Source organism: Neobacillus citreus, assembly GCF_018343545.2.
In the GTDB taxonomy this organism is placed as follows: domain Bacteria; phylum Bacillota; class Bacilli; order Bacillales; family Cytobacillaceae; genus Neobacillus; species Neobacillus citreus.
In genome coordinates this window covers 23853-44808 of the sequence record NZ_JAGYPE020000048.1, presented here as the reverse complement: position 1 = coordinate 44808, position 20956 = coordinate 23853, and the positions used below count along the sequence as shown (strand labels likewise).

At 46.6% G+C, this 20956-nt stretch carries 23 protein-coding genes; 19 read left to right on the top strand and 4 right to left on the bottom strand.

Annotation, left to right across the window (positions count from 1 at the left end; translation table 11 throughout):
* The 12 genes from fdnG to KHB02_RS21385 all read left to right on the top strand — a co-directional run.
* A partial coding sequence (gene fdnG, locus KHB02_RS21440) for a formate dehydrogenase-N subunit alpha (protein WP_241114006.1) occupies nucleotides 1-2258 on the top strand: 2258 nt, incomplete at its 5' end.
* Nucleotides 2258-3082 carry a 4Fe-4S dicluster domain-containing protein gene (locus KHB02_RS21435; RefSeq protein ID WP_213147924.1) on the top strand — a complete coding sequence of 275 codons (825 nt, stop codon included), beginning with the start codon at nucleotides 2258-2260 and terminating at the stop codon, nucleotides 3080-3082. The genes fdnG and KHB02_RS21435, both read left to right, overlap by 1 nt.
* A complete protein-coding gene (locus KHB02_RS21430; RefSeq protein ID WP_213147925.1) occupies nucleotides 3075-3779 on the top strand; it encodes a formate dehydrogenase subunit gamma in 705 nt (234 codons plus the stop codon). Before KHB02_RS21435 ends, KHB02_RS21430 begins: the two co-directional genes overlap by 8 nt.
* Before the next feature lie 337 nt (nucleotides 3780-4116).
* Entirely contained in the window at nucleotides 4117-4926 is an 810-nt protein-coding gene (locus tag KHB02_RS21425) for a formate dehydrogenase accessory protein FdhE (protein WP_213147926.1), read from the top strand.
* 12 nt (nucleotides 4927-4938) lie between these two features.
* Nucleotides 4939-5538 carry a molybdenum cofactor guanylyltransferase gene (gene mobA, locus KHB02_RS21420; RefSeq protein WP_213147927.1) on the top strand — a complete coding sequence of 200 codons (600 nt, stop codon included), beginning with the start codon at nucleotides 4939-4941 and terminating at the stop codon, nucleotides 5536-5538.
* Between the two features lie 16 nt (nucleotides 5539-5554).
* Nucleotides 5555-6787 carry a molybdopterin molybdotransferase MoeA gene (locus KHB02_RS21415; RefSeq protein WP_213147928.1) on the top strand — a complete coding sequence of 411 codons (1233 nt, stop codon included), beginning with the start codon at nucleotides 5555-5557 and terminating at the stop codon, nucleotides 6785-6787.
* Between the two features lie 14 nt (nucleotides 6788-6801).
* Nucleotides 6802-8724 (top strand): molybdopterin biosynthesis protein, encoded by a 1923-nt coding sequence (locus KHB02_RS21410; protein WP_213147929.1) that lies wholly within the window; start codon nucleotides 6802-6804, stop codon nucleotides 8722-8724.
* Nucleotides 8725-9192 (top strand): molybdenum cofactor biosynthesis protein MoaE, encoded by a 468-nt coding sequence (locus tag KHB02_RS21405; RefSeq protein WP_213147930.1) that lies wholly within the window; start codon nucleotides 8725-8727, stop codon nucleotides 9190-9192.
* Nucleotides 9185-9418, top strand: coding sequence for a molybdopterin converting factor subunit 1 (gene moaD / locus KHB02_RS21400; RefSeq protein WP_213147931.1), 234 nt, complete (start codon nucleotides 9185-9187; stop codon nucleotides 9416-9418). Before KHB02_RS21405 ends, moaD begins: the two co-directional genes overlap by 8 nt.
* A 269-nt stretch (nucleotides 9419-9687) precedes the next feature.
* Nucleotides 9688-10707: a thiazole biosynthesis adenylyltransferase ThiF gene (locus tag KHB02_RS21395; RefSeq protein ID WP_213147932.1), complete on the top strand. Its 1020-nt coding sequence runs from the start codon at nucleotides 9688-9690 to the stop codon at nucleotides 10705-10707.
* 163 nt (nucleotides 10708-10870) lie between these two features.
* On the top strand, nucleotides 10871-11200 hold the full coding sequence (locus tag KHB02_RS21390; RefSeq protein ID WP_213147933.1) for a YwdI family protein: 330 nt from the start codon (nucleotides 10871-10873) through the stop codon (nucleotides 11198-11200).
* Nucleotides 11201-11343: 143 nt separating this feature from the next.
* Entirely contained in the window at nucleotides 11344-11715 is a 372-nt protein-coding gene (locus KHB02_RS21385; RefSeq protein ID WP_213117082.1) for a DUF423 domain-containing protein, read from the top strand.
* Between the two features lie 47 nt (nucleotides 11716-11762).
* On the opposite strand, the gene gerQ is transcribed toward KHB02_RS21385, so the two are convergent.
* Together gerQ and hemQ are read right to left on the bottom strand one after the other, a co-directional pair.
* Entirely contained in the window at nucleotides 11763-12227 is a 465-nt protein-coding gene (gene gerQ / locus KHB02_RS21380) for a spore coat protein GerQ (RefSeq protein WP_213147934.1), read from the bottom strand.
* A 185-nt stretch (nucleotides 12228-12412) separates the two neighbouring features.
* Entirely contained in the window at nucleotides 12413-13156 is a 744-nt protein-coding gene (gene hemQ / locus KHB02_RS21375; protein WP_213147935.1) for a hydrogen peroxide-dependent heme synthase, read from the bottom strand.
* Between the two features lie 247 nt (nucleotides 13157-13403).
* On the opposite strand from hemQ, the gene pta reads away from it, so the two are divergent.
* Both pta and lipL read left to right on the top strand, forming a co-directional pair.
* Nucleotides 13404-14372, top strand: coding sequence for a phosphate acetyltransferase (gene pta / locus KHB02_RS21370; protein ID WP_213147936.1), 969 nt, complete (start codon nucleotides 13404-13406; stop codon nucleotides 14370-14372).
* A gap of 257 nt (nucleotides 14373-14629) precedes the next feature.
* On the top strand, nucleotides 14630-15460 hold the full coding sequence (gene lipL, locus KHB02_RS21365) for an octanoyl-[GcvH]:protein N-octanoyltransferase (RefSeq protein WP_213147937.1): 831 nt from the start codon (nucleotides 14630-14632) through the stop codon (nucleotides 15458-15460).
* Nucleotides 15461-15728: 268 nt separating this feature from the next.
* Here lipL and KHB02_RS21360 read toward each other — a convergent pair whose 3' ends face one another.
* Nucleotides 15729-16490 carry an RsfA family transcriptional regulator gene (locus KHB02_RS21360; protein ID WP_213147938.1) on the bottom strand — a complete coding sequence of 254 codons (762 nt, stop codon included), beginning with the start codon at nucleotides 16488-16490 and terminating at the stop codon, nucleotides 15729-15731.
* A gap of 529 nt (nucleotides 16491-17019) precedes the next feature.
* Here KHB02_RS21360 and KHB02_RS21355 point away from each other — a divergent pair.
* From KHB02_RS21355 to KHB02_RS21345, 3 genes are all read left to right on the top strand, one after another.
* On the top strand, nucleotides 17020-17241 hold the full coding sequence (locus KHB02_RS21355; protein WP_213147939.1) for a YuzB family protein: 222 nt from the start codon (nucleotides 17020-17022) through the stop codon (nucleotides 17239-17241).
* Between the two features lie 140 nt (nucleotides 17242-17381).
* On the top strand, nucleotides 17382-18677 hold the full coding sequence (locus KHB02_RS21350) for an HD domain-containing protein (protein WP_213147940.1): 1296 nt from the start codon (nucleotides 17382-17384) through the stop codon (nucleotides 18675-18677).
* 32 nt (nucleotides 18678-18709) lie between these two features.
* Complete coding sequence (locus KHB02_RS21345; protein WP_213147941.1) at nucleotides 18710-19216, top strand: YwgA family protein; 507 nt, start codon at nucleotides 18710-18712, stop codon at nucleotides 19214-19216.
* A gap of 114 nt (nucleotides 19217-19330) precedes the next feature.
* On the opposite strand, the gene KHB02_RS21340 is transcribed toward KHB02_RS21345, so the two are convergent.
* Nucleotides 19331-19516 (bottom strand): 2-hydroxymuconate tautomerase, encoded by a 186-nt coding sequence (locus KHB02_RS21340; RefSeq protein ID WP_213117092.1) that lies wholly within the window; start codon nucleotides 19514-19516, stop codon nucleotides 19331-19333.
* A gap of 167 nt (nucleotides 19517-19683) precedes the next feature.
* Between KHB02_RS21340 and KHB02_RS21335 the strand changes: the two genes are divergently transcribed.
* Both KHB02_RS21335 and KHB02_RS21330 read left to right on the top strand, forming a co-directional pair.
* On the top strand, nucleotides 19684-20343 hold the full coding sequence (locus KHB02_RS21335) for a site-2 protease family protein (protein WP_213147942.1): 660 nt from the start codon (nucleotides 19684-19686) through the stop codon (nucleotides 20341-20343).
* 18 nt (nucleotides 20344-20361) lie between these two features.
* Nucleotides 20362-20871 carry a YwhD family protein gene (locus tag KHB02_RS21330; RefSeq protein ID WP_213147943.1) on the top strand — a complete coding sequence of 170 codons (510 nt, stop codon included), beginning with the start codon at nucleotides 20362-20364 and terminating at the stop codon, nucleotides 20869-20871.
* The last annotated feature ends 85 nt before the right edge of the window (nucleotides 20872-20956 follow it).

Genomic DNA, 20956 nt, shown 5'->3' with positions numbered 1-20956 from the left:
ACGGCGGTAAAATTATCAGTGTTGACCCGCGTTATACTCGGACATCAGCAGTATCTGATATTTACGCTCCTCTTCGTTCCGGAACAGACATTGCGTTCCTGGGCGGAATGATAAAATATGCACTCGAAAATAATCTTATTCACAAAGAATATGTTATTAACTATACAAACGCTTCCTTTATCGTAGCGGATGGCTATGATTTCAAAGATGGCTTATTCTCTGGTTATGACCAAGCAAAACGCACTTATGATAAAACAAAATGGGCTCTTGCTGCGGGACCAGATGGAAAACCGGTAACGGATCCAACCTTGGAGAACCCTCGTACTGTTTTCCAATTACTGAAGAAGCATTATTCGCGCTATGATTTGGATACGGTTTCATCTGTAACAGGTACACCAAAAGAAGATTTATTAAAGGTTTACAAGACATTCTGTGAAACCAGCAAAGTCGGTAAAGCGGGAACAATCCTCTATGCAATGGGTACAACCCAGCATACAGTCGGCTCGCAAAACGTCCGTGCTTATGCGATTATTCAGATGCTCTTGGGCAACATTGGCCTGCCAGGCGGCGGAATTAACGCGATGCGCGGCGAATCAAACGTACAAGGCTCCACTGACTTTGGATTATTATGGGATAACCTGACAGGTTACCTGGCTATTCCTAAAGCATCAGTACCTGAGCACGCGACACTTGACGGCTACTTAAAGAAAGAAACTCCTCCATCAGGCTATTGGAGCAACAGACCAAAATTCGTGGTCAGCCTACTAAAGTCGTGGTACGCACAAAATGCAACAGCCGAGAACGAATTTGGCTATCAATATTTACCAAAACCAGGGGCAAAGAACTACTCGCACATTTTCTTATTCAAAGCAATGTACAATAAAGAGCTTGACGGTGCTTTCCTATGGGGCACAAACCCAGTTGTCGGCGGACCGAATGCCGGCAAGGAAAAAGAAGCACTTGGCAACTTAAAATGGCTGGTTGCTGTTGACCTTTGGGAAACAGAAACAGCGGCCTTCTGGAAAAAAGAAGCGGGCAGCGACCCATCGAAAATCAATACAGAAGTATTCTTGCTCCCAGCATCCGCTTCATTTGAAAAAGAAGGAAGTATTTCCAACAGCTCACGCTGGATGCAATATCGCTGGAAAGCTATTGATTCAAAAGGCGAAGCAAGACCAGACCTTGATATCATCCATGAGCTGGCACTTAAGCTTAAAAAGCTCTATGCCGGTGACATGAGTGCACAAGCTGCTCCATTCCTAGCTCTTGATTGGAATTTTGGCAACGGTCCTGAATGTGACATTGATCTAGTTGCCAAGGAAATTAACGGCTATGATGTGGCAACGGGGAAATTGATTCCTGGTTTCGGTGCCTTAAAAGCAGATGGAACAACTTCTAGCGGAAACTGGATCTATAGCGGCTTCTATCCTGAAGAGGGCAAGAACAAATCTAAGAATCGCGACAACAAAGATACGGGCGGACATAACTATCTAAACTGGTCATTCGCTTGGCCGTTGAACCGTCGTGTCCTATACAACCGTGCTGCAGCGGATCCAAGCGGTAATCCATGGAGCAAGGAAAAGGCGATCATCTGGTGGGATGCCATCCAGAATAAATGGGTGGGCAACGACGTTCCTGACTTTAATGCTACATTAGCGCCAACAGCACCAGGCGGTACTGGCGCAATCATGATGAATAAAGACGGAGTTGGGCTGCTTTATGCACCAACGATGAATGAAGGTCCTTTCCCTGAACATTATGAGCCGTTTGAAAGCCCGGTTCCAAATGCTTTCTCATCTGTGGAATTAAACCCGGCCGTTGTGATTCATGAAGGCGACTTCAACAAGAAAGGCTCAAAAGGAACTTACCCAATCATAGCGACCACCTACCGGGTATCTGAACACTGGCAGTCCGGTTCGATGACCCGAAACCAAGAATGGCTGTCAGAAATCGCCGGTTACATGTTTGTTGAAATAAGTGAAGAACTCGCAAAAGAAAAAGGCATCAAAAACAAAGATAAAATCACTGTCAGCTCAGCACGCGGCGAAATCACTGCATACGCAATGGTTACAAAACGTTATAAACCTTTCAAAGTAAGAGGCAAAGTCGTGCACCAAGTGGGAATGCCATGGCATTTTGGCTATAAGGGATATGTTACAGGAGATACAGCTAACCGCCTGACTCCGCACATTGGAGATGCTAACACGCAAATTCCTGAATACAAAGCATTCCTCTGTGATGTTAGGAGGGCTGACTAATGGCTAAAGAATATGTGAAATTCGTTGATGTTACCAAATGTGACGGCTGTAAAGCCTGCATGGTGGCCTGTAAAAACTGGAATGACCTGCCTGTTGAAGAGACAGCATTCCAAGGCAGTGCTCAGTCCCATCCAAAAACAACAGCTGATACATGGAACGTCCTCCAGTACATTGAGCATGAGAATTCCAAAGGCGGTCTGGATTACTTGTTCCGCCACTCATCCTGCTTCCATTGTACGGACGCAGCGTGTGAAAAGGTATGTCCGGAGAATGCCATCAGCTATACCGATTTTGGTTCCGTTGTTATCGATCAAGACAAATGTGTAGGATGCGGCTATTGCGTCCAAAACTGTCCGTTCGAAGTGATTTCTCTAAAGGAATACAAAGATAAAAACGGTAAAGAGTACCGTAAAGCTCACAAATGTACAATGTGTACCGACCGTTTGGAAGAAGGCTTGCAGCCTGCCTGTGTAACGACCTGCCATACTGGAGCAATGGAATTTGGCGATAAAGATGCGATGATCAGAAAAGCTGAAAAGCGCGTCCAAGAAATCAAAGACCGTTATCCTAATGCCCAGGTGTACAATCCGCAAGGCGTTGGCGGCACACACACCGTTTATGTTTTAGCAGAAAAGCCGTCAGTTTACGGGCTTCCGGAAAATCCAAAAGTTCCAACCTCCGCAGTTGCTTGGAAGGATTACGCACAGCCAATCGGCAAGATGATGCTGGGTGCCACCACGATGGCTCTTGTCGGTGCGTTTGTGACAAACAAGCTATTCAATAAAGAAGGCAAGGAGCAAGACGGAGGTGGAAGCAATGAGTAATCAGATAAAACCTGATGTAAAAGTTCGCCGCTTTCCAAAGGCGTTTGTTTGGGCCCATGCAATCAATGGAATTTCCTTCTTTGCGTTGTACATTACAGCACTGCCAATGTATACCGAATTCTTTGACTGGCTGTATCCGGTGTTTGGCGGCCCGGCCAACGCCCGGCTGCTGCACCGAATTTTCGCCGTCACATTTATAACGCCAACCTTGATCTTGTTGATTTTTAGCCCGAAGTTCCTGATGCTTTGGCTAAAAGAATTAATCACATGGAAAAAGCGCGACCTTGAATTTTTCAGCAGTTTCGTTAAAGAATTGTTCGGCTTTAAGTTTAAGCATATAAAACAAACCTTCTTCAACGCCGGGGAAAAAATTAACTCGATTCTGCAGATGTTCTGTGCAATTTTGGTTATTTGTTCAGGCTTCACAATGTGGTTTCCTGAGTATTTCCCGAGAGCTCTTGTGCAATGGGGCTACTTCTTCCACAACGTCGGCTTCGCTCTTGGAATTGCCGTCATTGTCGGTCACATTTACTTGAGTGTGATTCATAAAAACTCAAGACCAGGCTACTCCGGTGTCATTACCGGCGAGGTTCCTGCACGGTGGGCAAGGGATCATTACCAAGAATGGTATGAAGAAGAGGTCAAAAAGGGTAACTTCCCTGAGTTGGATGATCCGAAACATAAAAAAGGCGCTTAATTTTATGAGGAAAGGGGCTGGCTGTCTGTCAAAGGCAGCCATTCCCATTAAAAAGTAGACTTTTTAGTGGGAGTACTGTCATTTTATTAGCGAATTTTAATGGTCTATTAGCGAATTCACATGGGCTATTAGCGAATTTTAAGAGTTTATTAGCGAATTTCAGGATTCTATTAGCGAATCGAGTTTCATCCGCCAATTTTTAGAGCGAAAAACAAGGAGTTCCGTACTCAATCGGCGAATTTCAGGCTTCAATCGGCGAATTAAGACTTTCTATCGGCGGATTGCAGCCATCTATCGGCGAATCCAAAAATATCACAAAAAAAGAGGTGCAACAACGATGATTAAATCCGTTGTTTCAAAGGAATACCAGAGCCTGCAAAAGGAAATTGTTCAGCTTCAGGAAAAATGGAAGCAGATGATTAATCCGGATACGGTCAGGCCTAATCTGGACAAAGCGGCGCTGGCTGCAGGGGTACCTGCTGCCGCGTTAACGGCGATTGACTTTGAAATTTCACTATTCTTACAGTGGGTAGAGGAGATAACAGCCCTCCTCATAGAGACCAACCCAGATTTGAAACCAAAGCTCGCTGATATTAGCAGTATGCTCAAGGAAGAAACGGCCATCCGCTGGATAGAGGAGGCATATTCCTTCAATAGCGTCTACTTTGAAAGGTTTGCTGAGGAAAATGGACTGGAACCATGGATTCCGCAATTTTTAGCAGAAACCGCGCTCCGTCCGTATCTTCAACTAGTGGCTGAAAAAGTCCAGCCGGAAATCGACCGTGCCGTACCGGGTTCAGGCTGCCCTGTCTGCGGCGAGCCTGTAAGACTGGCAGTTTTGGAGGATGAGGGTAAAAAGGTCTGCCAATGTCCGCGCTGCCTCGCCCATTGGAATGCCAAGCGCCTGGAGTGCTCGCATTGCGGGAATGAAGACTACCAAAAAATCAAATTTTTAACCATTGAAGGGGACGCCGTTTCGCAAATACAGGTTTGCGAGGAGTGCAACGGCTATATTAAAATTATTGATACAAGGCAATATATAGAAAAGCCGTCTGCTGCCATGATCGATTTAAATTCAATCCATCTCGATTTTGTAGCGCAGGAAAACGGATTTAGCTCAGTAGGAGAGAAAAAAGTAACGAATTAAGAGGTGCTGTCGATGAACGCTTCAGCAATTATTTTATCCGGCGGAAAATCCAGCCGAATGGGCACCAACAAAGCTCTATTAAAAATAAATGAGAAAACTAATATTGAAAGAATTAGAGACACACTTAAGCAACGTTTTAATGGTATAATTCTGGTAACCAATCATTTTGATGATTATGAATTTTTAGAACTGGAAATGGTCGCAGATGACTATCCCGGCATGGGGCCGCTCGCCGGACTTCATGCCGGTTTGAAAGCTTCCAAAGGCGATGTTAATTTTATCGTCGCTTGCGACATGCCGTTTGTGTCCGGGGAACTCGCCGAGACAATGGCAAAGCTATGCGGCGATTATGATGCGGTCATCCCGGTTATCAACGGGAATCAGCATCCGTTATTTGCTGTTTTTAAAAAATCAGTCGCAGCTGTTGCGGAAAGCTGTATTGCGGCGGGGAATCTCCGCATGAAACAGCTGCTGGACCGTCTTAATGTCCTTTATGTAACAGAAAAAGAGCTTGCAGGCTTTAGCCAAACAGAATTGGAGCGGGTCTTCTTCAACATGAACCGCCCGGAGGAATACGAAGACGCGAAAAAGTGGGCCGAAAGCGAACATTAGGGGGAGAAAGAGAACCATGCAATTTTTCAAAGTAAAAACAGTGGAAGAAACATTTGCCTTGATAGATGAAATGATCCCGGCAACCCAACAAACAGAAGTAAGAGAGCTTTCCGAAGCCCTTCATTATATACTAGCCGAGCCGGTGACTGCTAAGGAGAATGTTCCCGGCTTTGACCGCTCGACGGTCGACGGATATGCTGTCCGCGCGAAAGATACGTATGGTTCTTCCGAGTCCATGCCCGGCTTCCTGAACGTTGCCGGGGAAGTCAAAATGGGCGAGGTCCCCGATGTAAAAGTAGGCCGTGGACAAGCTGTTTACGTTCCGACTGGCGGGATGCTTCCGGTTGGCAGTGACAGCGTGATGATGATTGAACATTGTGAGGATGTCGAGGGACTCCTCAATACATATAAACAAGTGGCGCCCGGGGAAAATGTCATCCGGGCCGGCGAGGATATCCGCGAGGGCGAGATTCTCCTTGAAAAAGGGGTGAAACTCCGCGCACAGGAATTGGGTGCCCTTGCCTCCTTGGGGATTACTCATGTCACCGTTTTTCGAAAAATAAAAGCCGGCTACCTGTCGTCCGGCGATGAGATTGTTCCTTATCAAACGGAGAACTTGTCGGTCGGACAAATCCGTGATATTAACGGGCTGACGATTGCTGGCTTGGCCAGCGATTGGAATGTCGAGGTTGTGTACGGCGGCATTGTCCGCGATGACTATGAGGAATTCAGCCAAAAGGCCCGCGAACTTTACGAACAAGTAGACTGCTTGATTATGTCAGGCGGCAGCTCTGTTGGGGCGAAGGATTATACGACGGAGGTTATCCAATCATTGGGTGAGCCTGGCGTGTTTGTCCACGGGATTTCGATCAAGCCCGGCAAACCGACGATTTTAGCGGTGGCGGACGGCAAACCGGTGATTGGACTGCCTGGCCATCCGGCGTCGGCGATGATTATCTTCAAACTTTTTGGCGAGCGGATTTTGAAGAAGTTGTCCGGCGAACATCTCGTGTCTAAGCCTGGGCATATTTTTGCAAAAATAACGAAAAACATCCCGTCAAGCCCGGGACGGTCGGATTATATCAGAATACGGCTTGAGGAAAAGGACGGCGAATGGTGGGCGGAGCCGATTATTGGCAAGTCAGGCTTAATAACTACGTTAGTTAAGAGTGACGGCATTGTGGAAATCAGTTCTGAAAAAGAAGGAGTTTCGCAGGGCGAGTATGTTCCTGTGATTCTGTCCAGGTAAGGGGAGCGACAGTTATGTATAAACGGAAAATTTACTTGGAAGATAAACCACGTTTCGAGGCGCGTGATGAAATTCTCGCTGCTTTTGAGAGTACTCCGGAAAAGGAACTGATTCCGACAGTGGATGCATTAGGGCGTGTGACGGCTGAACCGATTTTTGCACCTGTGTCGACGCCGCACTATCATGCCTCGGCGATGGATGGGGTTGCGGTTGTAGCGGAAAGCACGTATACGGCGCATGAGCAGAACCCGCTTCATTTAAAGCTTGGTGAGCAGTTTGTTCATGTTGATACGGGAAATGCGATACCATCGCCGTTTAATGCGGTGATTATGATTGAGCATGTGCAGGTGTTGGACGAGGAGACGATTGAAATCATCGAACCCGCTACGCCTTGGCAGCACATCCGTCCGATTGGCGAGGATATCGTTCAGGAGGAAATGCTGTTTCCGCAGGGTCATGCATTAAGGCCTGCTGATTTGGGCGTGCTAATTGCGTCAGGGCTGCTTTCGGTTTCGGTTGTGAAAAAACCGGTTGTGGCCGTGATTCCGACCGGTAATGAGTTAGTTGAACCGGGGCAGGAAATGGCGCCTGGAAAAATTGTTGAATTTAACGGCACTGTGTTTGCCAATTTTATTAAAGAGTGGGGCGGCGAGCCGCGTTTGCACCGGATTGTCAAGGATGAGCCGGAGAAGATTAAAGAAGCGCTTTTGGAGGCTTCTGAGACTTCGGACTTTATCGTCATCAATGCGGGGTCGTCGGCGGGGCGCAAGGATTATACCGTTCATATCATTCAGGAGCTTGGTACGGTTTATACCCACGGCGTCGCGGCACGTCCTGGGAAGCCGGTTATTTTGGGTAAGATTAATGGTACGGTTGTGATTGGCGTACCGGGATATCCGGTTTCAGCTTATCTGGCGCTGGAATGGTTCGCACGGCCGCTTGTCTGCAAGTACTTAGGTGTGCCGGAGCCAGAGCGGCAGAAGGTTACCGTCAAGCTTGGCCGGCGCATCGTTTCGTCGATGGGCGCTGAGGATTTTGTGCGAATGAATATCGGCTATGTGAATGGCCAGTTTGTCGCTAATCCGCTGACAAGAGCGGCTGGGGTGACGATGTCGTATGTGCGGGCAGATGGGTTATTGGTGGTGCCGCCAGATGTGATCGGCTATGAACAAGGAGAGCTGGCGGAAGTGGAGTTGCTGCGGCCGCTTGAGGAAATCCGAAATGCGATCATGTTTACGGGCAGCCACGATTTGACGATTGACCTATTGTCGTCGGCGCTGAAGCGGGTGCGGACCGAAATGAAAATTGTCTCCTCGCATGTCGGCAGCATGGCCGGCATTATGGCAATCCGAAAAGGCGAGGCCCATGTAGCGGGGATTCATTTGCTTGACCCTGAGACAAAACAATATAATATATCATATGTACGCCGGTTGTTAGCCGGGCAGGAGGTTGTCCTGTATCCATTTTTGAAGCGCAAGCAGGGCTGGATTTTACCGGCAGGCAATCCGCTTGAAATCCGTGACGTGCGTGATTTGGTGGAAAGGGGAGCGAACTTCGTGAACCGCCAAAAAGGCGCCGGCACGAGGATTTTGTTTGATATGCTGATGGAGGAAGCGGGGCTTGAGCCGGAGAGAATAGCGGGCTATGACCGCGAAATGTTCTCGCATTTAGCAGTTGCTGCGGAAGTGAACAGTGATTCTTGTGGCGCTGGTCTCGGCATTTATCCGGCGGCAAAGGCAATGGGCTTGGAGTTCGTTCCGGTTTCCGACGAGGAATACGATTTAGTCATGACCAGGAGCTTTTATGAAAGTGAACAGTTCAAGCTGCTAGCGGAAATCATCCATTCCCCTGCCTTCAAGGCTCAGGTGGAGAATATCGGCGGCTATCAAGTGGTGGAAAACGCCGAGCCAAAGCGCTTGGCTGAAGAGGTGAAATAATTGAAGCTTTACGAGATTTCAAAAGAACCAATTAATATACAGGATGTTATCGACAAGGTGGTCCAGCGCGAAGCAGGCGCGATTACTACCTTCATCGGCACCGTCCGGGAATTGACCTATGGAAAAAAGACGTTATTTTTAATCTATGACGCATATGAAGCGATGGCTGTGAAAAAGCTGGAGCAGATTGGCCGTGAGATTGAAGAGCGCTGGGCGGGTTCTCAAGTTGCGATTACCCATCGGGTCGGGCGCTTGGATATTACCGATGTCGCGGTGGTGATCGCGGTGTCAACGCCGCACCGGGCTGATGCCTATGAGGCGAACCGCTATGCGATTGAGCGGATTAAGGAAATTGTCCCAATTTGGAAAAAAGAGCACTGGGAGGACGGCGAGGAATGGGTCGGCAACCAGCTCGAAACGAAGGCCTATCCGAGCGGAAAGCCTGAGGAAGGTGATTTAAGTGAATAAAATTTTGTTTTTCGCCCATTTGCGCGATGCGGTTGGTGAAGAGTTCCTAAGGCTTGATGTTAGCGGAAAAACGGTCGCTGAATTGAAGGCGGAACTCTCTGAGAAGTACGACCTGCCGCGTATGGAGACTGTAATGACGGCGATTAATGAGGAGTTTGCTTCTAATGATGAAGTCATCCAGGAAGGCGATGAAATTGCATTTATCCCGCCGGTCAGCGGGGGCTGATTTTTTGATTCGCCGATAGGACGTTAAAATTCGCCGATTGGGAACCCCAATTCGCCGATAGAAGTCTGAGATTCGCCGATAGACTGCAAAAATTCGCCGATAGACTGGAAACTTGTCCTTTTTAAAAAATGAATTTTCTTGTTGGAAACTCAAATTCTCTAATAGAATCACGAAATTCGCGGGCATTAAATATAAATCAATTAAAAATAGCTAATTTTACCCTAAAAGCTCGCCAAAATGGCGAGTTTTCTTCTAGAAAGGGGATCTTTATGAACGAACGCTACTCAAGGCAAGTCCTTTTTCCGGGAATCGGCAAGGACGGCCAAGAAAAGATAAGAAATAAGCATGTGTTAATCATCGGCGCTGGGGCTCTGGGTTCGGGTAATGCGGAAATCTTGACCCGCGCCGGTGTCGGCAGATTAACCATCGTCGATCGGGACTATGTTGAAGCCAGTAATCTGCAGCGCCAGCAGCTTTATACTGAAGAGGATGTGGCAGAAAAACTACCTAAGGCAGCAGCAGCTAAAAAGCGTCTAAAAGCAATTAATTCAGATGTTGAAATTAACGCCATCATCGGCGACGCCACTCCGGAGCTACTCGAGGAGCTAGCTGCGGGGGTCGACCTGATGTTAGATGCGACTGACAATTTTGAAACGCGGATGGCGATGAACGACGTTTCCCAGAAATACAACATTCCTTGGATTTACGGGGCCTGCGTCGGCAGCTATGGGATGAGTTTTTCCATCATTCCTGGTAAAACGCCGTGTTTAAATTGCCTGCTTCGGACGATTCCGCTTCAGGGGATGACCTGCGATACGGGCGGCATCATTTCTCCTGCCGTGCAAATGGTCATTGCCCACCAGACTGCGGAAGCGTTGAAGATGCTGGTCGAGGATTGGGATGCAGTCCGCCAGGCCTTTGTCAGCTTCGATTTATGGAGAAATCAATATACAAGCATGAAAATGTCAAAGGCCAAATACTCCGGCTGCCTATCCTGCGGCGAGGAGCGGACATATCCTTATCTCGACCGTGAAAATATGACAAAGACCACAGTCCTGTGCGGCCGCGATACCGTGCAAATCCGTCCTGCCACACCTGGGGAAATTTCGCTAGAAAGGCTCGCAGGCCAGCTTAGCTCGCTCGGCTACTCTGTAAAAGGCAATCCATATTTAGTGTCAGTTGAAATGGGCGAGGAGCGGATGGTCATCTTCCAAGACGGCAGGGCCCTTATTCACGGGACAAAAGATTTGACCCATGCGAAAACAATCTATCAAAGGATATTAGGATAAACTAAGAAACCCGAATCTTTAAAGATGCGGGTTTTACATTTTTCAACAAGTTTCACGTGGAACATTTGAAATATGTCGAAAGCCTGTAAAAGACTATTTTTTCGAAAAAAAGCCGATACTCATGTAGAATAAAATAGAGACCGAAAATGAGGAGTATTTGAACGTGAATATATCTGTCCAAAAATTATTAGCCAAAATGGAAGAAGAACTGAATCAGGCACGGGCCAGCCATAAGGAAGAAAGCTTGCGGGAAAGGGTTTACTCTATTAAAATATTATGCGAATTGATATTGGAAGAAAAGCAGACCGGACGGGATGTGCAGCCCGCATCGGCCGTTATTCAGCAAGCAACAACAGCTCAAGTATTCCAGCAGGCAGCCTATCAGCCCGCTGTCTCGCAGCCTATTTTTCAACAGCCAACAGTCACTACACCACAGCCAAAAAAATTGGAACTGGACGATGAGGCTAATGGCGATTCACTGTTTGATTTTTAAATAGAAAAGCGGAAGCGCCTTGACCAGCCCCGACAAGCATAAGACAAGCCGGCGAGAAGGCTGTTCTTTAGCCTTCTTGACGGATTGGCTTATGACCTCGAGGGGCTAGGCGCTGCAGCTAGACAAAAGGAGAGAATAATAACATGAAAACTTTTATTGTCATTGGCGCCATCAATGCCTTTTTGGCAGTCGCACTTGGTGCCTTTGGGGCACATGGACTAAAGGACAGATTAGATGCTCATTATCTTGAGATTTGGAAAACTGGCGTTACCTATCAAATGTTTCATGCAACCGGTATTTTAATCATTGGCCTGCTGCTTGGAAAAGCTGCAACTAGCTCTTTGTTTACCTGGTCAGGCTGGTTAATGCTTGTTGGTATCATCTTATTCAGCGGCAGCTTGTATCTATTAAGCTTAACAAAAATCGGCCCGCTTGGCGCCATCACCCCAATTGGCGGCGTTTGTTTCTTAGCGGCTTGGGTATTGATGATTCTTGGAGCGGTAAAACAATTTTAATCATGAAAAAAAGCATTGAGACATGTAAACTCAATGCTTTTTTATTTTTACCTTGGCGGGTAAGTGCCTAATTGCGGTCCTCCGCCGAACGGGTAATCATACTCAATTTCTTCAGAGAATGTAATGTAGTCCACGGCCACCATCGGAATCAGGTAACGGGTGCCCTTTTGCGGATCGCTTAAGATGACATGGTCGCGGCCGGCTGCCTCGATAATTCCTCTAAATTCTTTAGCATTCCACTGTGTGTTGCCTTCAAATGTAGCAAATACAGATACCAGTTTGCCTTTGTTTAAGCGTAAAATATTCTCAATATACGATTGTTCAATTGGCAGCATGCCCGGAACGGCGCCGCCTCCTGCTGGCGGTCTTGGCGGAACAGCTCCTCCCGGCGGAAATCCTCCCGACTGAGTGGGAACAAATCCCTGCCCGCCAGAGATTGGCTGGGCCCCTTGCATTCCGGCTCCACCGCCGGTATAAGGCTGAAATCCTTGAGGATTGTAATATTGGCTCATTTTATTCCCTCCTAAAAAAATATAAATAAAAAGCCCAACAATCTATACATACTCACGAACCATAAATTGGTTCCTACTTCTCGCTGTTTTATTAGTATGAGGGAAAGTTTGGAGATATGACTTTAGGACGAGGAGTAAATGAAAAAAGCTCCCAGCTATGTGTTGGGAGCTTTTAAACAAACGAGTTATACGTGTAAGAAATTCGGGATGCGTTCGTCCTCTAACAGGTTGCCGACAAAGAATGCCCCAAATTCACCGTAGCGGGCGCTGACTTCATCAAAACGCATTTCATAGACAAGCTTTTTAAATTGTAGGACATCGTCCGCGAACAGGGTTACGCCCCACTCGTAATCATCGAAACCGACCGAACCGGTGATGATTTGGCGGACTTTGCCAGCATACTGGCGGCCGATCATGCCGTGGCTGCGCATCAGATTGCGGCGCTCCTCCATCGGCAGCATGTACCAGTTATCATTGCCCTGGCGGCGCTTATCCATCGGATAGAAGCAGACATACTGTGTTTTTGGCAAAGTAGGATACAGGCGTGCTAAAATTTGCGGGTTCTGGTACGGGTCCTCTCCTGCAGGCAGGTAGTTGCTGAGCTCGACAACGGACACATAAGAATGAGCCGGCACGAGGAATTCAGCAAATTTGGTTTTGTTGAATTCGGTTTCAATTTGGTTCAGTTCTTCCATCGTCGGGCGCAGGATCATCATCATGAAATCTGCCTTTTGGCCTACGATTGTATATAAAGCATGGCTGCCTTCTTTGCGTTCTTGGGTGGTGTTCCATTTTTCAATCAGACTTAAAAACTCGTGAATCGCCGCTTGGCGCTCATCTTCAGAAAGCATCTTCCAGGTGGTCCAGTCCACAGTGCGGAAATCATGCAGGCAGTACCAGCCGTCAAGCGTTTGTGCTGCTTCACTCATTAAAATCACTCCTATGTAATCATTCTTCTTAAACAACCATAACTATACCATAGTTTGACCAAGGTTTCCCCAAATAAACCTTTTGTGGATATTTTTGTGAAAAAAAGAGAATAGTAAAAGGTAGAGTGCCATTTTTTGAAAAAATAAATTTTTCCGTGGAAACGCTGTCTGTGATGAACATCGCTTGAAAAATATAATGGGTAAAGTATGCTGATTTAAAGGAGTTTTTTTAAAAGGAGTGTTAGGTGTGGATTTGTTTGAAGGATTGAAAAATAAAATTTCCGGACGCGGCTTGAAGATTGTTTTTCCAGAAGGACTGGATGAGCGGATTGTCAGAGCGGCCGGCCGCTTAGCGGAGGAAAATCTGCTTACACCAATTTTGGTTGGCAATATTGAGCAGGTTCAGGCTAAAGCGCAGGAGCTTGGCGTATCCTTGGATGCCGCGGAAATTTATGACCCGGCGAGCTACGCGGGAATGGATGAGCTAGTGGCCGCGTTTGTGGAACGCCGTAATGGAAAAGCAACCGAAGAGGATGCCCGCAAGATTTTATTAGATGAAAACTACTTTGGCACGATGCTGGTATATACAAATAAAGCACATGGACTTGTCAGTGGCGCTGCCCACTCGACTGCGGATACCGTCCGCCCTGCTTTGCAGATCATCAAGACGAAGGCTGGAGTGAAGAAAACCTCAGGCGTGTTCATTATGGTCCGCGATGACGAGAAATATGTGTTTGCGGATTGCGCGATTAACATCGCACCTGACAGTATGGATTTAGCGGAAATCGCGATTGAAAGCGCGAAAACGGCGGAGAAGTTTGATCTTGAGCCACGTGTAGCGATGCTATCGTTCTCAACGAAGGGCTCTGCGAAGTCGGAAGAAACGGAGCGGGTTGTGGCCGCTGTTGAAGAGGCGAAGCGTCGTGAACCGTCGCTTGTGCTCGACGGGGAATTCCAGTTTGACGCTGCCTTTGTTCCTTCTGTGGCAAAAAGCAAAGCGCCTGGCTCCGTGCTGCAGGGCGACGCGAATGTATTTATCTTCCCTAGTTTGGAAGCGGGAAATATCGGCTACAAAATTGCCCAGCGCTTAGGCGGTTTTGAAGCAGTTGGCCCGATTCTGCAGGGGTTGAACGCGCCGGTTAATGACCTTTCCCGCGGCTGTAACGAAGAGGACGTTTATAAGCTGGCGTTGATTACGGCGGCACAGGGATTGTAGTGATATTTTGAGGGCTGGTCCGAGGCTGGACTGGCTCTTTTTTTCAGGCCCGATTAGAATTTGTAGATATCTTACTAAAATGTGTAGATATATCGTGAAAATTGTAGATATCTGAAAAACTTTTGTAGATAAGTTGCAGAAATTTGTTGATATAAGACAGAAACGTGTCGATACCCTCCTTTGAGAGAGCCCGAACTATTTTTTCCTGAAGCATTTTGATAAAATAACTCCATCATACCGTACAAGGAGCAACCAAAATGGAAGGTTTATTGCGACAACCACAGTGGCGGATTATTGACCAGTCCTCGGTCGGGCCGCATTTTCAGGCGCTGCAGTCATTTGGCATCGATGACACACTGTGTGCCTCGGTCGGAGCGGAACAGGCCCCGGCAACAGCGCGCACGTGGGTGCATTACAACACGATCGTCCTCGGCATACAAGATACAAAACTGCCATTCTTACAGGAGGGCATTCAATTTTTAGAAGAAAAGGGCTATCAGTCTATCGTCAGGAATTCCGGCGGACTTGCTGTGGTTCTCGATGAAGGAGTCCTTAACATCTCGTTGATTCTTCCGGAGGCGGAAAAAGGAATCGACATCAACCGCGGCTATGATGCGATGTGGGAGTTGGTCCAACACATGTTTTTCGACTTTCCGCAGCAGATTGAAGCGAGGGAAATCGTCGGTTCCTACTGCCCGGGCAGCTATGACCTCAGCATCGGCGGAAAAAAATTTGCAGGCATTTCGCAGCGCCGTTTGAAAAAAGGGGTCGCAGTCCAGATTTATCTTTGTGTAAACGGGAGCGGGTCGGAGCGCGCTGAACTTGTTCGCGAATTTTACAGAAAAGCAAAACGAAATGAGCCAACCAAGCTCGTGTATCCCGAAATCGTCCCGGAGGTTATGGCCTCACTTTCAGAGCTGCTCGGAGTGGAACTTAGCATAGCCGACGTCATGCTCAGGCTGCTAACGGAGTTGAAAAATACCAGTGACCGGCTGTTTGCCGGCCCTTTAAATGAATACGAACTGGAGCTTTTGCCTGGCTACTACCAGAGAATTGTCGAGCGGAATGAAAAGCTGGCGGAGATGTAGCGAATCCGGCAAAGCCTGCTGCTTTTACAGCTTTCCGCCAATTGGTGGGCCTTATCCGCAATTTGGAAGGCTCTATTGAAGCAAGTCAGCGCGGATTATCTGCAAGTTGGCAGGCCCTATCCGCAAGTTGGGACTGGCGTGGAGTGCATTCACGGAGCTAATTTTTCAAGCCAAGCAAAAAAGCCGTCACATCCTTTGTAAAGGATGTCCGGCTTTTTTTGAATAAAGATGCTGTGCGTCTCTCTCCCAGTGCTTTCTGTCTAGAGAATTATTCGGCTACCTTTTCGAGGTTCCCGTTGCGGTCCATTTTGAACTTTGTTGCCGGACGTTCCTCTTCCTCAAAAAGAACAAGCTTGCGGGCGCGGTTCATGATCTTCATGAGGGTCTCGTAATCTTCCTGCATCGTTTCGCGGTTATCCTCAAGATCCCTGACTTTCGAGCTCAATTCTTCATTCTGCTGTCTCAGGTCAGCAATTTCTCTTTTTAATCTTTCATTCTCAGTTTTTAATACATCATTTTGCAGATTGGAATGTTTAAAGTTTTCCAAGAAAGCAATAATGGTATCCATTGTGAGACCTGATGCGGATGTTGTCACAGCTGGCCTGTAGGTCTGTACCGGCGCTGTTTGCGCTTGCGTCTGCACCAATGCTTCTACTGCCATTTCAACCGTCATGTCCTGCATTTCAGCAGGGGCCTCAGGCATCACTTCACTCTGAACGTTTAAAACTCCTAAATCTTCGGAGACTGGAACCGGCGGGTTGTAGAGAAGCTTTTTCTTGCCGCCTTGATCCTTTCCTAGGATTCTTTGTCTTTGTTTGCGCTGTTTTTTCGCTAATTGCAACGCTTTTTCATAGCGATGGCGGACAACGGCGTTCCATCTGAAACCGCAGGCTGCGGAGGTCCGGTTCAATTTGTCTCCTACCTCTTCAAATGCGTTAAGCTGGGTGCTGCCCTCCCTCACGTGTCTGAGGACGGTTTCGGCCAAAAGCAAATCGTCTTCATCTGTCCATGCATCTTGACGAACTTTCATATTTTTTCATCTCCCTAACATAATATCCACATGATTTGCCGGGCAAATTCCGGCGAAATTATAAAAAGTTCTAGTCTTATGATGGACAAGTTTTCTAGGCTTTATACCAAAATGGTTAAAAGGATAATAGATTTTTTTGCTAATAGGTTAAATGAAAACTCGCCGATTGGCGAGTCCGATAGGACGAAGACAGAGGCGTAGTTGAATTTATGCGTTAAGAAAGTATAAAGTTTTCGACAGAAAGTTTATACTTTCTTATTAGCAAATATAAAGCAGTGATTTGGGTGATTGCTTTGGTTATGCCGATTAGCGGCTGTTGTGTTGCGGTTTATTGAGAAGTAGAACCATGATTGCTAAACTTTGCAACTTGCATTGAAAACAGAGAAAATGTAAAATACGTTAGTAGTTCAATGTACGGACCTGAGGTTTTAAACTTTTTTCAAATTGTGATTTTTCTCATTGTAATTTCAATATGGTAGTTGGTTAAACTATTATTTATAGATTGTTTTTGTAGAAAGGGTTGTAATAAATGTCCAATGAATTTCGCGTTTGCGACGATTGTCAAGCCGTAAATTTAAAGACATTGATCCCTCGTCTGAAAGAGATTGACCCGAATGCCGAAATCAAAATCGGCTGCCAGTCTTATTGCGGACCCGGCCGAAAAAAGACGTTCGCCTTTGTCAATAACCGCCCGCTCGCGGCCCTGACAGAAGAGGAATTAATGGAGAAAATCAATAAAAAGCTAAAATAATCACCTTTGCGATTATACATTGGTGATTTTTTTCTTTTATTGATGTCGAAAAATACTGATGAAAATTGTTGAATTTTGGATGATTTACCCTTTTATTGGGGATATAATAGAACCAAGAAAGATCAGGAAGAGGGAAGCCAATGGTGTATTCGGCGGAAAAATTAAGCGAAGAAAAAGTGTTTAAGGACCCCGTCCATCGCTATGTCCACGTCCGCGACCGGGTGATTTGGGATTTGGTCGGGACGAAGGAGTTTCAGCGTTTAAGACGCATTAAGCAGCTGGGGACGACCTTTTTGACCTTTCACGGTGCAGAGCACAGCCGATTCAACCATTCCCTTGGCGTTTACGAAATTGTCCGCCGGATCATCGATGACGTGTTCGAAGGAAGGCCAGAATGGAACGACGATGACCGCCTTCTAACCCTTTGCGCGGCTTTGCTGCACGACCTCGGCCACGGTCCGTTTTCCCACGCCTTTGAGAAAGTGTTCGGCTTTGACCATGAGGACTTCACCCGTGCGATTATCCTCGGAAGCACAGAGGTAAACAGGGTCCTCCAAAGAGTCAGCCCGGAGTTTCCTGAGCAGGTAGCCGAAGTGATCGCGAAAACATCGGAAAAGAAGATGGTTGTCAGCCTGATTTCCAGTCAAATTGACGCTGACCGGATGGATTATCTTCAGCGCGATGCCTACTTTACCGGGGTAAGCTATGGGCAGTTTGACATGGAGCGGATTTTAAGGGTGATGCGTCCGCGCGAGGACCAGGTCGTCATTAAAAAGAGCGGCATGCATGCGGTCGAGGATTATATCATGAGCCGCTACCAAATGTACTGGCAGGTTTACTTCCACCCCGTCTCCCGCAGTGCGGAGGTTATTTTGACAAAAATTCTCCATCGCGCCAAGGAATTATTTAAGAAAAACTATTCTTTTAAACATGAACCGATTCACTTTATCTCTTTTTTCACGGAGCAAGTGACGTTAGAAGACTATTTAAAATTAGATGAATCTGTGATTATGTTTTATTTTCAGATCTGGCAGGAGGAGGCCGACCCTATTATAAGCGACCTCTGCAAGCGTTTTGTCAATCGGAATTTATTTAAGTATGCCGAATTTGATCCTGCCAAGGAATATAAAAAGCTCGCCGAATTAACGTTGCTTTTTGAAAAAGCAGGTATTGACCCCGAATATTACTTGGTGGTCGATTCTTCATCAGATCTGCCATATGACTTTTACCGTCCAGGTGAGGAAGAGGAACGGCTGCCGATTCATCTGTTGATGAAAAATGGGGACTTGCGGGAGCTTTCCCGCGAATCAGAAATCGTCGATGCGATTTCGGGAAAACGCAGAACGGACCACAAGCTATACTATCCGGCTGATTTTCTTGAGGACACTGCCAATGGTGCAGAGTGGAAAAAGAAAATTCGCGCCCTTTTACAATAAGTATTGTTAAATGGAGTAGGAGATGACGAACATTGCTGAAAGATCATGCCAAACTGATGCAGGCAATTCTAGTTTCCGGTGAAATTATCGGAAGAAAAAAGCTGCAGAAGATGATATATATTGCTAAAAAAATTGATTTTCCGTTTCAGGACCGATTCCAATTTCACTTTTACGGCCCATACTCTGAGGAATTGACCACCCGCGTGGAGGAGCTTTGCAATATGGGGTTTCTAAATGAAGTGAAGGAGAAAAAGGGCGGATATTATCAATATCGCTATACATTGACCGATTCAGGCAAGGAGTTTTTGAGTCTAAACGAAGTGGACATGCCTTGCTTGGAGGATTGCCTGACCGATATGAATGACCAGAATGCTAGATTCCTTGAACTGGTTTCGACGGTTTTATATTTTGATAATCTTCCAAAGGAAGAGGTTGCCCAGAAGGTGTTCACGCTGAAAAGCAGCCAGCGCTATACAGAGGAAGAAATCGATGAGGCGTATCGATATATTGAGGCATTAAAAGTCAAAGTAACGCAATAAAGGCAATTGTAAAAAACCGCTTGAATCACGGCCGATTTCAAGCGGTTTTTTATTGCATTTGAGTCTGGGTGTGCACCTTAGGCGGACAAATGTCCACGAGCGGTGCCTGACACCCTATTTGTCGCTGAAGCGAACTCCTGCTCTTGCGTAGTGGTTTTTGCTCATTTCTTCGATGAAGATGGTGATGTTTTCTTTTGGTGCGCCGGTGGTTTCGCTGACGGCGTCGGTTACTTTTTCAACGAGCGCTTTCTTTTGCTCCTCGGTGCGACCTTCAAGCATTTTAACAGTTACATATGGCATACTAACTTCCTCCTTTTAATGGGTCATGATTGTAGTGTTCCACAAACGGTCAAAATGTGCAAGAATGGTCGGCACATTTGGTTTTCTTTTTCCATGCGGTTTCATGTATACTTAAAGGAAACTAGAGAGATACCAAGCTGTTTTTTCACGAGAGAGGAGAAATCCATTTGGAAGGTTTTAGTCGATTTTTCGCATACCCGTTGGAGCTGATTCCCTACGTCGCGATTACGCTCGTGTTTGCCTTTACATTTCACGAATTTGCCCATGCTTATGTTGCCTATAAATTCGGCGACCACACTGCCCAAAAGCAAGGCCGCCTGACGTTAAACCCGCTGCAGCATCTTGATCCATTCGGGACCATTTTAATTTTTATCGCTGGCTTTGGCTGGGCCCGTCCTGTTCCGGTCAATCGCTTTTTCTTTAAAAAGCCGCGCCTTGCCGGAGTGCTTGTGTCAGCCGCGGGGCCGCTGAGCAATTTGGTGCTGGCTTGCCTCGGCTTTATTATCGCCTATGGGCTGAACCGGTTTGGGGTCAATGCACCAGATCGTTTATATGATTTTTTTGAAATCTTTATTCAGCTCAATGTGGTATTGTTTATTTTTAATCTTCTTCCCCTGCCGCCGCTTGACGGCTACCGGATTGTCGAAGATTTGGCGCCCAATGAAGTCCGGGCAAAAATGACACAATATGAACAGTATGGGATATTAATTTTTCTGATATTAGTCATCACACCGCTCGACAGCTATACGATTCAGCCGATTTTTAATGTTGTCGTCCCGTGGGTGGCTGGTGGATTAAGCAATTTCTTTTATGGTTTGTTTTTTTAAAGGAGGTTTATAGCATCAATGGAAGAAAACAAGAAAAAACTAGGTTTTAATATTATTAAAAATGACCCGACGGACGGGCACAAGGGCTATGGCAAGGGGGCGTTGAGCCTGGATAATGTTTCGCCGGTCATTATTGACGTCAATGCCGGGGAAGCAGAGATTGATGTCGGTGCGATGCATGCCCGCAGCGTCGTTGAAAAAGGGATCAAATTCCTCCCGAATCAGGATGATGTGCCAAATGGCAAGCCTTATTGGCTTGTGTGGGTGACGGTTGACCGCAAGCCGGAAGGTCCTTATTATGCTGGAGTGACAGCCTGTTATATGACTGTTGACCGGGAAATCCGCCGCGGCTACAAGTCGCTGCCAGAGCACGTCAACCGCATGGATAAATCGCTGAAGCGCCACATTATCGTCGAACATATGGACGACAAATCGAAAAAGGTGCTAGCCGATTTCTTGCGCGGCCATAACGAAGATTTATGGAACAATTCGACCGATGAACTGAAAAAAGGTTTGCAGGCTAATTAGAATATTTTAGGGAAAATCAAGCCCCTTTTTAACCCTAATTATGAACATTTTTTTACAAAAATAAATGATGTCAAACTCTTGTAGT

Coding starts and splice junctions, on each gene's coding strand:
- KHB02_RS21435 (WP_213147924.1), top strand. CDS start 2,258: ATGGCTAAAGAATATGTGAAATTCGTTGATGTTACCAAATGTGACGGC.
- KHB02_RS21330 (WP_213147943.1), top strand. CDS start 20,362: ATGGAAGAAAACAAGAAAAAACTAGGTTTTAATATTATTAAAAATGAC.
- KHB02_RS21340 (WP_213117092.1), bottom strand. CDS start 19,516: ATGCCATATGTAACTGTTAAAATGCTTGAAGGTCGCACCGAGGAGCAA.
- KHB02_RS21425 (WP_213147926.1), top strand. CDS start 4,117: ATGATTAAATCCGTTGTTTCAAAGGAATACCAGAGCCTGCAAAAGGAA.
- KHB02_RS21385 (WP_213117082.1), top strand. CDS start 11,344: ATGAAAACTTTTATTGTCATTGGCGCCATCAATGCCTTTTTGGCAGTC.
- gerQ (WP_213147934.1), bottom strand. CDS start 12,227: ATGAGCCAATATTACAATCCTCAAGGATTTCAGCCTTATACCGGCGGT.
- lipL (WP_213147937.1), top strand. CDS start 14,630: ATGGAAGGTTTATTGCGACAACCACAGTGGCGGATTATTGACCAGTCC.
- KHB02_RS21410 (WP_213147929.1), top strand. CDS start 6,802: ATGTATAAACGGAAAATTTACTTGGAAGATAAACCACGTTTCGAGGCG.
- KHB02_RS21395 (WP_213147932.1), top strand. CDS start 9,688: ATGAACGAACGCTACTCAAGGCAAGTCCTTTTTCCGGGAATCGGCAAG.
- KHB02_RS21350 (WP_213147940.1), top strand. CDS start 17,382: ATGGTGTATTCGGCGGAAAAATTAAGCGAAGAAAAAGTGTTTAAGGAC.
- KHB02_RS21355 (WP_213147939.1), top strand. CDS start 17,020: ATGTCCAATGAATTTCGCGTTTGCGACGATTGTCAAGCCGTAAATTTA.
- KHB02_RS21415 (WP_213147928.1), top strand. CDS start 5,555: ATGCAATTTTTCAAAGTAAAAACAGTGGAAGAAACATTTGCCTTGATA.
- hemQ (WP_213147935.1), bottom strand. CDS start 13,156: ATGAGTGAAGCAGCACAAACGCTTGACGGCTGGTACTGCCTGCATGAT.
- mobA (WP_213147927.1), top strand. CDS start 4,939: ATGAACGCTTCAGCAATTATTTTATCCGGCGGAAAATCCAGCCGAATG.
- KHB02_RS21430 (WP_213147925.1), top strand. CDS start 3,075: ATGAGTAATCAGATAAAACCTGATGTAAAAGTTCGCCGCTTTCCAAAG.
- KHB02_RS21360 (WP_213147938.1), bottom strand. CDS start 16,490: ATGAAAGTTCGTCAAGATGCATGGACAGATGAAGACGATTTGCTTTTG.